The organism is Burkholderia sp. AU4i (genome assembly GCF_000466765.1).
GTDB lineage: Bacteria > Pseudomonadota > Gammaproteobacteria > Burkholderiales > Burkholderiaceae > Burkholderia > Burkholderia cepacia.
In genome coordinates this window covers 22,436-35,359 of the sequence record NZ_ASSI01000148.1, presented here as the reverse complement: position 1 = coordinate 35,359, position 12,924 = coordinate 22,436, and the positions used below count along the sequence as shown (strand labels likewise).

Below are 12,924 nucleotides of genomic sequence, written 5' to 3'. Positions count from 1 at the left end.
ACGGTGCTGATCGAGTGCTTACCCAGTATCTGCGCGAACCCCAGGATGGCATTAAGCGGGGTGCGCAGTTCATGGCTCATGCTGGAGAGGAACTCGGACTTCGCATGACAGGCCCGTTCGGCCTCGGCCTTGGCCAGCTTCAGGGCCTGTTCGGATTCCTTCTGTCGCGTGATGTCGAGGATGGTGGTCAGCCGCAGTTCGCGCCCGCCGAACCTCTGGTCGCGCCCGCGAACGATGGCCGGGAAGGTGGTGCCGTCCCTGCGCAGCATTTCCGATTCATAGGTTTCGGCCCAACGTTCCTCGATCAGTTGCCGGGCCATGGGAACGACCCTCGGGCTGGTGTAATCGAGCACCGGGTGGCCGATGGCTTCTTCGCGCCGGCAGCGAAACAGTTCGAGCCAGCGGTCGCTTACGTCGACGATGATCCCGTCGGCACACACCACGACGCCTTCCTCGACGTTATCGAGAAAGAAGCGAAAACGCGCCTCGCCTTCGCCCAGGGTCTCGCAGGGCATCGGAGCAGCGCGCGGACCCGCGCGGCGGAGCGGCATCCTCGAACGCAAGCCGTCAATGAGTGCCCCCCACTGATCCTCCAACGTCGGTACAGGGAGGAAGTGGTCGACACCCAGGTCGAGCAGGTTGAGGCTTTCATCGAAGGCAACCGGTGTATCGGTGAGCGCGATCCAGGCGCCGACCGCGCGGCCATACGCCGAAAGCCGCTCACGTTGTGGCGCCGCCAGTTCTCTCATCCAGGACGAGGGCGTGAGCAGCACGTCGGCTTCGCACGGCGGCTGCGGTAGTTGCTCCAGCGAACGGACAGGCAAAAGGCCGCGCGCGGCCAGATGCCGTTCGACCGTCTCTGGCAGAGTGACGTCGCGAGCCTGAGCTAACAGGGTCCTGCTCTCCGTACGAACGGCCGGATGATTGATCATCGATTTTTCGCGCGAAAGGGGTTGGATAACGGGGAAAAACGCGGCGCCATTGTCCTCCCTGGTGTAATGCTGCTATCCAGGACTTCGTCCCGGCGGTTCTTCTGGTGTCGCGATCCGTAATTGCATCAGGGTCATTTCTTTACGTCGTGCTGTCCAGTGTCTGCCCGTGTTCGGCTCCCGGACTCTTCCCGTTGTCGATACCCTCTGCGTCCCCTTTCCCAGGCACCGAATGGGCGACACGCGTATCGACAAGCCTGATGCGGCCAGTGCCGACGATCTCCGCCAGCGCAGCCGGGCGGCCGAACAGGAAGCCCTGCGCTTCGTCGCAACCTTCCTCGGTCAACAGCGCGAGCTGGCTTTGCGTCTCGATCCCTTCTGCCAGTACGGGGATGCCCAGGCTTTTGCCCAGCGCCAGCACGGCCCGGATGATGGCCCGGTCCTGGGGACTGGCTTCCGCCTCGCTGAAGAACGACTGGTCGAGCTTGATCCGGTCGAAGGGAAATGAGCGCAGCGTGTCGAGCGACGAATAGCCGGTACCGAAATCGTCCAGCGCGATGCTCACACCCAGTTCCTTGAGTTGCCGCAGCGTGCGCAGCGAGCGGCCGCGGTCCGCGAAGATGGTCGATTCGGTCAGTTCCAGCTGCAGGCGTTGCGCTGGCAGACCGGTTTCGCCCAGCACGCCGGCGACGAGCTGCGTCAGGTTCGCATGCGCGAACTGGACGGCCGATACGTTGACCGCAACCGGATATGGCGGGTCCCAGGAGATGGCCATCGCACAGGCCTGACGCAGCACCCATTCCCCGATCTCGAGGATAAGACCGTTCTCCTCGGCAAGCGGAATGAACGTCGCGGGTGGAATCGGTCCCTGTACCGGATGCCGCCAGCGCAGCAACGCCTCGTAACCCCGCGTTTCGCCCGTCACCAGCGACGTTTGCACCTGGTAGTGGATGCTGAGCTGGGTGGCTGCCAGCGCGCCGCGCAAATCCGAGGCGAGGTTGCGCCGCGCCCGCACCATTTCGTCCATCGCCGGCTCGTAAAAGCAGACGGACCGCGTCATACTGGTCTTTGCGCGATACATCGCCAGGTCTGCGTTGTTGATGAGAACCGGCTTGCTGGTCGCATCGTCGGGATAGATCGCCACGCCGAAACTCCCTCCCGTGACGACTTCGTATTCATCGAGCCTGACGGGCTTGTACAGGGCTGCTTCGAGGCGGCCCAGAAAATCCTCCAGCCCGGCCTCGGCCGTCACCTCCCCCGTCATCCGGCAGATCGCGGCGAATTCATCTCCGCCGATACGCGCGACAAATTCGTTTTCGCGCAGCAGGCCCGTCATGCGCCGCGCGAGGATGCGCAGCACTTCGTCGCCGGCGTGATGGCCGCGCAGGTCGTTGACTTCCTTGAACCGGTTCAGGTCAATGCCGATGAGTGCCAGTCTCGTGCCTGCCTCGCGCGCCAGCACAATTTCAAGATCCAGGCGCTCGTTGAAACTGCCCCGGTTCGGCAGCCCCGTCAGCAGGTCACTCAGTGCCATCCTGCGCAGATGCTCGAGTGATTCGGCCCGCACATCGCTGTCGATCAGATAGCTCACGAGCCCGGTGCAGACGATGACCAGCGACAGGCCGGCAATCGCCAGCGCAAGTGTGTGTAGTGCCGCCAGGTCGGAGAATGCCCCTGGGACAACCAGCGGCGTGATGCGCAGCGCTGTCATGCCGGTGAAATGCAACGTGAGGATGGCGAGCGAGAGCGTCACGGCCATGAGGTTGACCGCATGCGGCCCGGCCCGCATGGCGCAAACCAGCGCCGCCGCCGCGAACACCACGGAACATGCGACTGATGCGACCAGATACGGCACGTCCCACGAAATGATGCCTTCGATCCGCCAGGCCATCATGCCGGTGTAGTGCATCAGGGCGATCGCCACGCCAACGATCGCGCCGCCCAGTGCGGGCGCGAACCGGGTCACCCGGCTGCCGGCGAGCGCGAAGCCAAAGGTACTGCCGCCTACCGCGATCAGCAGGGACAGGACCGTCAAAAAAGGATCGAAACTGACTGGCACGCCCGCGTCGAAACCCAGCATCGCGACGAAGTGGGTGCACCAGATGGCGACGCCGGCCGAAATCGCCGTCAGGACATGCCAGCCCAGCTTCTGCATGCCGGCGGTGCCCACCGTGCGCTGGAACAGCCGGGCGGTCACCCAGGAACCCACGGCGCACAGTAACCCGGCCACGAGTACCAGCCAGACGTTGTGCTTCTCAGTAATGCATCCCAGCACTGTTACCACGACGATATATCCCCGTACCCCGCACCGCCAGTTGGCTCCTGCACGCCGCGTAATCAACCCGCACACGACGGACAGAGGTATGACTGGTTCGCGCCATCATCCATGCCGACGGGTCACGAACAGATCGTTGTCCGTATCGTGATCGCCAGCCCACGTTCCATGTGTCAAACGTTATTGCGCGCGGATTGACCATGCTTCTTCACAAGTCTTGCCAGGAATCTATGCTTTTTGACTTCCCTTCAGAAAATCCTGTATTCGGGCACCAACCGATAGTCAGCACTTCAAAAATAATCGGGCATTTAACGTCCGTCGATACCCGGGACGCACCATCGCCTCGTGATCCTTTTCCAGCTCCACTTCCTGCGTGCTTTCCGGCCAAACCATTTAAATCCATGCATTGCATATTAACGGAAGTAGGCTGAAAAACTGAACCCTGCCGATAATGATCGGATATCGCCAAACAAGATCTGACTATCCCCTGTCACCTGACGATACCTAAACTGGAGCTGGCCTTCTTGTGCACGCGGAGATATTGAGCAGTCGGCGGATCTCGGGAGAAACCGCCTACATCCGCGTTCCGGACGCCATTGCGGCCACCAGGCGGCGACTCCCGCGGCTGGCGCTGTTCCTCGCGCATGCGCGGCGGCCGGTGCTACGCTTTCAGGACTTCAGCGATACGGGTTATCCGTAAGCGACGATTCCAGCACACGGCGTGGCAGCTTGCGCGCCTTTGAAGGTCGAGCGTAGTCGCGTCGCGGCGCTCGGAATCGAGCGGCGGCGTCCGCGTGGATAGGGTGGAAGTCAGTCAGGGAGTTTTTGCTTTGGCCTGCTGCAAGCGGGCGTAATTGAATGGCAGCAGATCCGTGACGTCGGCGTCGGGCACGCGCTACGGCAACTCGGTGAGCACGTGCAGGAGATAGTCATACGGCTCGACGTCGCAGGCACGGCACGTCAGCACGAGGCTGTAGATCGTGGCACTGGCTTTTGCGCCGCCAACTGTGTCGCTGGCGCGAATGCCGCCGCCAACCTGTATTCGCTGATCGAAACGTGTAAGGCAAACAGCGTCGAACCGTACGGCTATCTCGTCGCGCTGTTCAAGGCACTCCCGCTTGCACACAGCGCCGACGACTATGAGGCCTTGTTGCCGTGGCGGGTCGCCGCCTCAACAGACTGACGCACACCCCGGCGCCGCGCGCAAGCCACGTCGTCTAATGAGCGCTTACCGTGCAAATTGGAATCGGATCCGGGTCCCCCAGTTACTCCTCGACGTAGTCTGTGGGCTGAATGTCGCGAACATATACCAAAACAGCTTGAGTCTGCCGGAAATGCCGGTGCCTTTAACAATTCCTGGCAAATACGTCTGAGGGGTACGTGCTGCTCTTCTCCGTGATCTGCGTGTGCATGCAACTGCTGCTGCAATACACCCGCTATGTCGCGGTGCTGAAGTGGTTCACGTTATCGCTCTTCGCATATTTCGCCGTACTGGCAGTGGTCCATCTTGACTGGATGCGCCTCGCGACCCGGCTCGTCATTCCCGATCTGCACTGGAACGCGGGCTACCTGACCGCGGTGGTCGCCGTGTTCGGTACCACCATCAGCCCTTATCTGTTCTTCTGGCAGTCCGAGGAGGAAGTGGAGGACATGCACGTTCATCCGAAGCGCCGGGATCTCTTCGATGCTCCACAACAGGGATCGGGCGCCCTGCATCGGATCGAAATCGACACGGTGGCGGGAATGGGGCTGTCCAATCTGGTGGCTCTGGCGATTCTCGCCACTACCGCTGCTACGCTCAACGTCGACGGCATCACGGATATCCAGACCTCTGCGCAGGCGGCGCTGGCGCTACGCCCCATTGCAGGCTCCTTCGCAGCCATCTTCTTTACCACGGGCATCGTCGGCACGGGCCTGCTCTCCGTACCGGTGCTGGCCGGTTCAACCGCCTATGCTATCGGTGAAGCCCGTAGCTGGCCGGTCGGGTTCACCCGCAAGGTTCAGGAAGCCAAAGCGTTCTATGCGACGATCGCCATCGCCACGCTGATCGGCATGATCGTCAATTTCACTTCCATCAACGCGATCAAGGCGCTCTACTGGAGCGCGGTGCTCAACGGCGTCGTCGCCGTGCCGATCATGATCGTCATGATGCTGGTCGCCTCCCGCGCAGACATCATGGGCCGCTTCGTCGTCCAGGGCCGGCTGCGGACGCTGGGCTGGCTTGCAACACTCGTCATGCTGGTCATCGCGCTGGCCATGCTCGCAACATCGTTCTGATCTGTCGCCGCGGCTATGCCGGTCCCGTCCGGCCTGATCGCCTCGTCTGGCGGGGCGGACCGCACGCGTGCCCGGTTGCCCCCAGATCAGCATTGAGATGCCTGTCGAGCGTCCTCATCGCACGCGTCTGCGGCATCGAGCTTCGCTGCGCCCGCTGCGCGCCGCCAACGTCAGGCACAGCATCCGGCGGCTTCGCCATGGCAAGGCGGGCATCCCCGAAGCAGTTCATGGAGTGGAACCGGGAGGGCACGGTTCTCCCGTTTGCAGGCCCCTCTCGCACAGCACCCTTCTACCCATAGAACGAGACCGATGCGTGCGCTTAAGGGTAATTGCGCATCGCATCAGCCGCTCGCGGTGGTCAATATTGTTTCCATCCTCCAGACAGACTTTTGTCCAACCCGACCAACACGAAGGAGGATTTATGGCAACCCGTATTGCATATGTCACGGGCGGCATGGGTGGCATCGGTACAGCAATCTGCCAGCGGCTGCACAAGGAGAACTTCACTGTTGTCGCGGGCTGCGGACCGAACTCGACGCGCCGTGCCCGATGGCTGGAGGAGCAGAAGACACTCGGCTATTCCTTCATCGCCTCCGAGGGCAACGTCGCCAACTGGGAGTCGACGGAAAAGGCCTTCAAAAAGGTCAAAAAGGAAGTTGGCGAAATCGACGTGCTGATCAATAACGCGGGCATCACGCGCGATGGCGTGTTCCGGAAAATGACCCACGAAGACTGGACTGCCGTCATCGACACCAATCTCAACAGCCTTTTCAACGTGACAAAACAGGTGATCGAAGGCATGGTCCAGCGTGGCTGGGGGCGCATCGTCAACATCTCTTCGGTGAACGGACAGAAAGGCCAGTTCGGCCAAACCAACTACTCCACGGCCAAAGCGGGCATTCACGGCTTCACCATGGCGCTGGCGCAGGAGGTCGCTGTAAAGAACGTGACGGTCAATACCGTATCGCCCGGCTACATTGGTACCGAGATGGTACGTGCAGTGCGCCCCGATGTACTTACGAAGATCGTGGAGAGCATTCCGGTGCGGCGGCTGGGCAATCCGGAAGAAATCGCATCGATCGTGGCATGGCTCGCTTCCGATGACGCCGGGTTTGCGACAGGCGCGGACTTTTCATTGAATGGCGGGCTGCATATGGGCTAGCGACCGGCGAAGCAGGCTGTCCGGCACCGGACGCAACGGTCTCTGCGTCCGGCGCTACGAGGAGTACCACCCGCAGTGCCGGACGCGATCTGCTCCGCCGCCTGGAAGCGCCCGATGCCGGGATCTGAACGGACACGGCGAGACCGTTCCGTGAAAGCCAGTGCGGGTATGCCGCGCTCCCGTTTCCGGTTCGCGCGGTCTCGCATGCCCACCTTCATCCCCCTTGCGCCGATAATTCGACGCAGGCAATCTGTACGTCAATCCTCCTTCAGACCGTCTCCCCCTTCCGTGCTGGCCACGGGTCTTACGAGTGCATCTCAAGTGTCGTCTCTGAAACGCTCCCCCGCTACGCCGAGCCGTAGCCGAATTACCGTCCGCCGCTCTTCCGTTCATGGCAAAGGCGTTTTCGCAACACGTGGCTTTCCCGTCGGCGCCCTGGTCTGTGAATACAAGGGCGAACGCATTGGGTGGGACAAGGCCATGCGCCGCCATCCCAGGGACCCGGATCACCCCGATCACACCTTCTATTTCGATGTTGGCGACGGCACGGTAATCGACGGCGGCGTCGGCGGCAACAGCGCGCGCTGGCTGAACCACTCCTGTCAGCCGAACTGCGCGACGTCCGGATTTTCATCCGTACCATCTGTGCCATCCAGCCGGGCGAAGAACTGAGCATCGATTACGCTCTCGTCGTGGAGGCGCGACATACCCGGCAGCTTCGGGAAAGGTTTGCCTGCCGATGCGGTTCGCCAGTTTGCCGCGGTACCATGCTGGCCGTACGACGACGTGCCAGGCAGAAGACAGGGATCGTCGCGCAGCTTCCTGCAGGGACGCCTGGCGATGCAACCGGGCAAACGCAGCGTACCGTGCGGGTCTTTGAACGCCCCAATGTCGACTCGCTGATTGTCGCGTGGCGCGAGGCGGGCCGCTGCTGTTACAGCGAGCAGCGCTGGGTGCGCGCGCAAGCATCGGCTGCCGGTATCTGTGCACTATCGGGCAATGCGTTCGTGGCGGGACAGATGGTCTTTAAACCACTCCACATCAATCCAGCACCGGTCAACCATGATGCGTGCATCGCCGAGTGCAGCGTTCCTCATCTCCCTGAGTTCGCGGAGGCACCGATTGACTGATGCGGAGGGAAAGTGATCGTGGACCCGCTACTCGAGCGCCGTACACGTAGACAATCCCGTACCAGTCATACGGCGGAATGGTCGAAATGGCGTGGGCAAACCCCCTGCAGAGCACCAATCTGAAGTCAGCGAACCGTTCCTTCACGCAGCCTGAAGATGTCCCAACGGCTCCGGACGGATGGTCATCGAGAATCATCTGGCCCGGATACGCAACAATCGTTCACTGCCTGCCCGGCGTCAGCTTGGAACAGGAAGTTGGCATTGGGCAAAGTTGACGCCGTGTGCGGATGTTCACTGCCTGCGAAGACATCGCGTCAACTGCGCACCCCGGATACATGTGCGCCGTCGAATCCCGTCCAGCATTGCGTCCCGAAATCGTACAGCTTGCAGTGACGCTTATCTACGCAGCGGAGCACACTCCTGAAAAGCAGCAGAGAACTGTTGCATTACGGATATGCGGTCCTGTCAGAAAATAGTCACCCCTTCCCGCCCCTCTGCTGACCTGAGTCCGTTGCATTCGTCAGTCAAACGTCTATATTTGACAGATGAAACTTCGCTCCGGTCCGGACCTCGTGTGCTGACGGGAGTGGTCTGATGCAGCACTCCGAGCCCAAAGGAGCGAATCATGACGGGTTGGCTGAAACTCGCGTTAATCGTCGCTATCGTCGTTGGTGTTGCGAAGGGCATCCAGTTGTTCAACCGGCATTGCCGACGTCGTTTCGGACACACCTTTTTTACGACGCGTGGGTTCTGGATCGCAGCCATTGCCATCAATCTGCTCTGGTGGGGTTTCTACTTCTGGGGGACTGCATACATCCACCATACGACAATGTCGGACGGAATCGTTTTGATGCTGTTCGGGGTCGCTGTGGTGACATGGCTTCTCTACGAAAACATTCGAGACACAGATCTCATTCACGGCATCGGTGGTTCGACCCTGCAGTTGGTGCTGTTTCTTCCCCTCGCACTCTATAGCTTCCCTTTGTTGATACTCGGCATGGTCTTCATACTCGTCGCCTCGTACAAGGCTGGCCCCGCGTTGCTCATTGACCGCTGAGGCCAAAGCGGGTGCGTTGCTGAATTGAAGTAGGGCCGAGGTATTTCAAAAGTTCAGGTAGTCGCCCGGCCGACATCAGAAGAGTCCCACAGGGTCCTTCGCCCTGTCCCAGCTATAGATGATCAGCTCGCCGCGCAAGGCGGTGTTGGCCGGTCCTCCGACCGTATATTGCAGTTCGACGCGCTCCCGTTGAAATCCTGCAAACAGGTCGTGGAATGCCACGTGATCATTGAGCGTGAGGATTGCCCGTCCCTGCAGTTCCTTTAGCACTGCCGCGATTCGTTCATACTCGCTGAACTCGAATGGCACGCCATAGCCCTCCGTTTCCAGGTATGGCGGGTCGAGATAGAAGAACGTATGCGGCCGGTCGTAGCGCGTCATGCATGTCTGCCAGTCCAGCTTTTCGATATAGGCACCCGACAGTCGAAGGTGGGCTGCGGACAGTGTTTCTTCAAGACGCAGAAGATTCAGCCCAGGCGGCGAGGTCGTCGCCGTGCCGAACGTTCGCCCGTCAACACGGCCGCCAAAGCAATTCTGCTGCAGATAGTAGAACCGTGCCGCGCGCTGGATATCCGTGAGCGTTTCCGGCCGCGTGTCCTGCAGCCATCTGAACACCTGGCGGCTCGTCAACGCCCATTTAAACTGCCTCACGAACTCTTCGAGGTGGTGCTGCACCACGCGATACAGATTCACGAGCTCGTCGTTCACGTCATTCAACACCTCTACCTCGGCGGGCGGGCGCATGAAGAACAGCGCCGCAGCGCCAGCAAACACCTCAACGTAACAGGTATGCGGCGGGAAGCGCGGAATAAGCACGTCCGCGAGCCGCCGTTTGCCACCTATCCACGGAATGATCGGCATCGCCATGACACCTCCTTTGCTCAGCGTTCCACCCCGGCCTGCGGATCGTCCGGAAACAGATCATGCTGTCCCTGACGGCGACGTGCGTGACTTTCCTCCTGTGCATGAACCGGTTTGCGGCGCCGTTGCTGTTCCTCGCGCTCGTTGCGCTCCATCGATGGCCTTTCTTGCTGCACCGGCATCGTCTGCACGAAGTCCCTGATCACTGTCGCCAGGCTTCGATCGTCCGCACTTTGCGAGCCCGCCATCGCATGCGCCACGCCCCGCCACGCTTCGAGTGCGCCAGCGTGCGCCTCCCGCAAGGCGCGGCGCGCGGCGCCGTCGAGTTCCGGCCGCCAGTAACGGGGTACTTCATCGCGCGCAGCCATATGTACGACGGCCTGTTTCGGATAGCGCTGCGTCTCACCGCGTGCCAGTCGCGTAGTCGCATTGGCCTCGACGCCATGCTCACGCAACTGGTACGCAAACCGTTCGCGCCAGCGCTGCAGATCCTGCTTGCGCGGATTGAGACGCCGGCCGTCCGGTCCACGTATCTGAACCGCCAGATGCACGTGCGGATGCGCTTCGTCGTCGTGTGCGGCAAAGATATACCGCCGGCCGTCGCCGAATTCTTCCGCCGCAAAGGCGCGTGCCGCGTTGCGTACCGCCTGGCGGTCCGTGCCGGGTGGCATCGACAACAATACATTGAACACCTCGCGCCTGCGGCTCTCTTCCGGAATTCCCCAGCCCCCGAGTCGCCACGCATCCGTGAGATCGTGAAGCGCCTCACGTCCGAGTACGGCCATGCCGTCCTGATCCTCGAGCTCGACCTTGCCGTTGCGGGAGATGTAGCGCAGATGGCGCCGCACGGCACTCATACCCTGGGCACCCGATGCCCTGTTCGTGATCTTGACCATCACCTCCGGGGAGCGTCTGAGCGTGCGCGCAAGCTGGTCACGGACCCGCCGCGCGTGCCGGCCGGGTTCTCCCCGAGACATGCGCGGCGCGCGAACATGGTGAAGGGGATCATGAAAGAGCCGGTCTCCCCAGTTCAGCAGCATCTGATCGACCCAGGTTTTCGGGAACGCCATGCTAGCGGCTCCAGCGATCGAGGTTGGCACGCAGCACCTGCGTGACCGCGCGCAGGTGCGCATCGATCACGGCGCGCGTTCCTTGCAGCACGCGCGCCGCGTCGCTCACGTCCCCGCGCGCCTGCAACCGGCCCAGCAGCGTGACGATCGTGGCCAGGTATTGGTTCGAGTCGGCGAGCAGGCGCATCTCACGCTCGCCCAGTTGGGGCTCGTGCACAAGCCGGGCACGGACCACGGCGACGATCCAGCGATTGACGGCCAGTCCGCCTGCGAGGGCGTGTCGCCTCGCGGCATCGAGTTCTGCGTGCGTGAGGCGAATCTCGATGCGTTCACGAGGCCCGTCGACGGAAAGCCAGCCCACAGCGGGTCCCGGCAGGTCGTCGGACAGCTCGTGCTCAGCGAGCACGCCGTGCACCAGTTGCCGGATACCTTCAGCCGGCGAAACACCGTCGCGGGCGCACCGCGCCTCCCAGTGTGATTTCACCGGCCCGAGATCTACACACAACCGTGCGCGCGTCTTCATGGGAGAGCAACTACAGACCTGGCGGCGCAGGCTCGGACGGTGTGCGCTCCATCTCGCGAGCCGTGGCGCGCTCCTGGGTTGCGCGCGGCCGGCGGCTGCGTGCGGAAGGCGCCTCCGGATCAAACACGCGCGGCCGCGGGACCTCGACGCCCTCGGCCTCGAATGCGTCCAGCAGCCGTTGCGCCCGTTGCTGCACCCGTGAAATGGATCGTTCACTGAAGCCCTGCTGCCGCATCGCCGTGGTCAGTACCGCCAGTTGCACCGCTCGCTCCTCCGGCGACGCTGTCGAACGGTCGTGTCTGTCTGCGGCCGCGGCATGACGGGAAGGCATCGGTTTGTCGGTTTCAGCCTTGCTTTCGGGCGTATCGGGCATATCAGGCACGTCGACCTGCGACTGCGTCCGCACCCGACCGGTGACATCCACCTGCCACGTGTTGCGGTAGACCTCCTTCTCTTCCTCGCCAATCACCTTACCCGTCGCATCCAGCACGGGGACGTTCACGGTAACCCAGCGCCTGCCGAGATTTTCCAGTGTCACCCGTTCTCCCGTGATGGCGCCCGCCTCCGAAATGGCCCGTTCCAGATCCACGCCCCAGACGACATGGTCCGCACCAGCCGCATCGCGATAAACGACGTAGTACGAGTCGCTGCGTGCGGGGTTGTGCTGGTAGGGTGCCCCACCGTGCTCGACGAGCTCACCCACGTAGCGCTGCCGTTCCTGACCCTCGGGTTCGGCTTCGCGCGACGCGGCATCACGCGACGACGCAGTCTGCGGCAGCTCGCCCGGCGCAGGGGGGATCTTTGCCCCTGCCGCAGGTTGGGGGTTGGCGTCAGGTTTCAGCGGCTGTTTCACAGGCTGCCCGTTCGGGCTGGCAGACACACCTGGCTTGACCTCCTGCGTTTTCGTGGAACCCGCAGGTACCTGCGTCGCGGCCGACGTTTCTGTCACGTCGATCCGGTTGGTCATGCGTTCGCGACGCCCTTCTGCCAGACGCGCAAAGTCAACGGCCTTCGGCTCATATCCGCTCACTTCAATGCCGAGCAGCGTGGCCTGGACCCAGACCTCGCGCCGGAACTGCTCATGACCCGCCACGCGGATACGCCCCCATGCCTTCGCACGGACCATGTCCACCATCGACTCGACCACGTCAGGACGGTTGTGCTCGGTGACCAGATAAGGGCCGATATCCTCGAACGCGAGCTGATGCGGCGCGTCCTTCAGGAAATACTGGTTACCCGCCCGCAGGTAACGCTTCCTCACCGTCTCCGGCGGATTGCCAAGCGGCACCCACTGCACGGAAGGTGCGTCGCCGCTGCCACGTGGTGCCCTTGGCTGCGTTGCCCACTGCGGTGCCGGATGCTGTGCGGCATCCTGCGACGGAGCATCCGCCTGGATGGCCCGATCGCGCAGCCGCGAGCGCGCCGCATCGAACTCACGGCGTCGGCGTGCGGCCAGTGCATCGGCTGCCATCTGATCGAAGCGCTCCGCGCCCCCGGCGCCGCCCTGCGGATCCGGCAGTGGGGGCGGGTCCGGCTCGATCACGTTGATGACCGGTTCGTCCGCAGGCGGCCCGGAAGAAATTGCGGTGTCATCCATCATGGATCTCCCTCTGGTCACTGCCCTGGCAGGCAGCGCGTCG

11 protein-coding genes and 2 pseudogenes are annotated in these 12,924 nt (G+C 62.4%); 6 read left to right on the top strand and 7 right to left on the bottom strand.

All coding sequences use genetic code 11. From position 1 onward, the window contains the following. From L810_RS49650 to L810_RS45900, 3 genes and pseudogenes are all read right to left on the bottom strand, one after another. On the bottom strand, window positions 1–932 hold a 932-nt coding region (locus tag L810_RS49650), incomplete at its 3' end, for a PAS domain S-box protein (protein ID WP_042976741.1). 139 nt (window positions 933–1,071) lie between these two features. Further along, on the bottom strand, window positions 1,072–3,213 hold the full coding sequence (locus tag L810_RS30070) for a putative bifunctional diguanylate cyclase/phosphodiesterase (RefSeq protein ID WP_012431271.1): 2,142 nt from the start codon (window positions 3,211–3,213) through the stop codon (window positions 1,072–1,074). An 805-nt stretch (window positions 3,214–4,018) separates the two neighbouring features. Continuing rightward, window positions 4,019–4,219: pseudogene (locus L810_RS45900) on the bottom strand (transposase domain-containing protein); the annotation flags it as partial. On the opposite strand from L810_RS45900, the pseudogene L810_RS45895 reads away from it, so the two are divergent. The 6 genes and pseudogenes from L810_RS45895 to L810_RS30050 all read left to right on the top strand — a co-directional run. Next, window positions 4,211–4,387 (top strand): annotated as a pseudogene (locus L810_RS45895) (transposase domain-containing protein); the annotation flags it as partial. The pseudogenes L810_RS45900 and L810_RS45895 sit on opposite strands and share 9 nt — an antisense overlap. Before the next feature lie 197 nt (window positions 4,388–4,584). After that, window positions 4,585–5,481, top strand: coding sequence for an NRAMP family divalent metal transporter (locus tag L810_RS30060; RefSeq protein WP_021161997.1), 897 nt, complete (start codon window positions 4,585–4,587; stop codon window positions 5,479–5,481). Between the two features lie 421 nt (window positions 5,482–5,902). Continuing rightward, window positions 5,903–6,643 (top strand): 3-ketoacyl-ACP reductase, encoded by a 741-nt coding sequence (locus L810_RS30055; protein ID WP_012431270.1) that lies wholly within the window; start codon window positions 5,903–5,905, stop codon window positions 6,641–6,643. A gap of 321 nt (window positions 6,644–6,964) precedes the next feature. Further along, complete coding sequence (locus L810_RS45890; RefSeq protein WP_306415732.1) at window positions 6,965–7,315, top strand: SET domain-containing protein; 351 nt, start codon at window positions 6,965–6,967, stop codon at window positions 7,313–7,315. Window positions 7,316–7,410: 95 nt separating this feature from the next. Further along, window positions 7,411–7,773, top strand: a complete 363-nt coding sequence (locus L810_RS49320; RefSeq protein WP_049868851.1) for a DUF3331 domain-containing protein — start codon at window positions 7,411–7,413, stop codon at window positions 7,771–7,773. Between the two features lie 625 nt (window positions 7,774–8,398). Continuing rightward, window positions 8,399–8,830 carry a hypothetical protein gene (locus L810_RS30050; RefSeq protein WP_012431268.1) on the top strand — a complete coding sequence of 144 codons (432 nt, stop codon included), beginning with the start codon at window positions 8,399–8,401 and terminating at the stop codon, window positions 8,828–8,830. 75 nt (window positions 8,831–8,905) lie between these two features. On the opposite strand, the gene L810_RS30045 is transcribed toward L810_RS30050, so the two are convergent. Genes L810_RS30045 through L810_RS30030 form a run of 4 tightly spaced genes read right to left on the bottom strand, consistent with a single transcriptional unit; the run spans window position 8,906 to window position 12,884 of the window. Next, window positions 8,906–9,697, bottom strand: coding sequence for a DNA adenine methylase (locus tag L810_RS30045; protein WP_012431267.1), 792 nt, complete (start codon window positions 9,695–9,697; stop codon window positions 8,906–8,908). Between the two features lie 14 nt (window positions 9,698–9,711). Continuing rightward, entirely contained in the window at window positions 9,712–10,761 is a 1,050-nt protein-coding gene (locus L810_RS30040; RefSeq protein ID WP_012431266.1) for a relaxase/mobilization nuclease domain-containing protein, read from the bottom strand. 1 nt (window position 10,762) lies between these two features. Continuing rightward, window positions 10,763–11,284 (bottom strand): hypothetical protein, encoded by a 522-nt coding sequence (locus L810_RS30035; protein WP_012431265.1) that lies wholly within the window; start codon window positions 11,282–11,284, stop codon window positions 10,763–10,765. 10 nt (window positions 11,285–11,294) lie between these two features. Next, window positions 11,295–12,884, bottom strand: a complete 1,590-nt coding sequence (locus L810_RS30030) for an LPD7 domain-containing protein (protein WP_012431264.1) — start codon at window positions 12,882–12,884, stop codon at window positions 11,295–11,297. Window positions 12,885–12,924: the final 40 nt, after the last annotated feature.

Excerpts from the sequence above, each read along its gene's own strand:
- L810_RS30040 (WP_012431266.1), bottom strand. The coding sequence starts at position 10,761 with ATGGCGTTCCCGAAAACCTGGGTCGATCAGATGCTGCTGAACTGGGGA.
- L810_RS30035 (WP_012431265.1), bottom strand. The coding sequence starts at position 11,284 with ATGAAGACGCGCGCACGGTTGTGTGTAGATCTCGGGCCGGTGAAATCA.
- L810_RS30045 (WP_012431267.1), bottom strand. The coding sequence starts at position 9,697 with ATGGCGATGCCGATCATTCCGTGGATAGGTGGCAAACGGCGGCTCGCG.
- L810_RS30030 (WP_012431264.1), bottom strand. The coding sequence starts at position 12,884 with ATGATGGATGACACCGCAATTTCTTCCGGGCCGCCTGCGGACGAACCG.
- L810_RS49320 (WP_049868851.1), top strand. The coding sequence starts at position 7,411 with ATGCTGGCCGTACGACGACGTGCCAGGCAGAAGACAGGGATCGTCGCG.
- L810_RS30050 (WP_012431268.1), top strand. The coding sequence starts at position 8,399 with ATGACGGGTTGGCTGAAACTCGCGTTAATCGTCGCTATCGTCGTTGGT.
- L810_RS30055 (WP_012431270.1), top strand. The coding sequence starts at position 5,903 with ATGGCAACCCGTATTGCATATGTCACGGGCGGCATGGGTGGCATCGGT.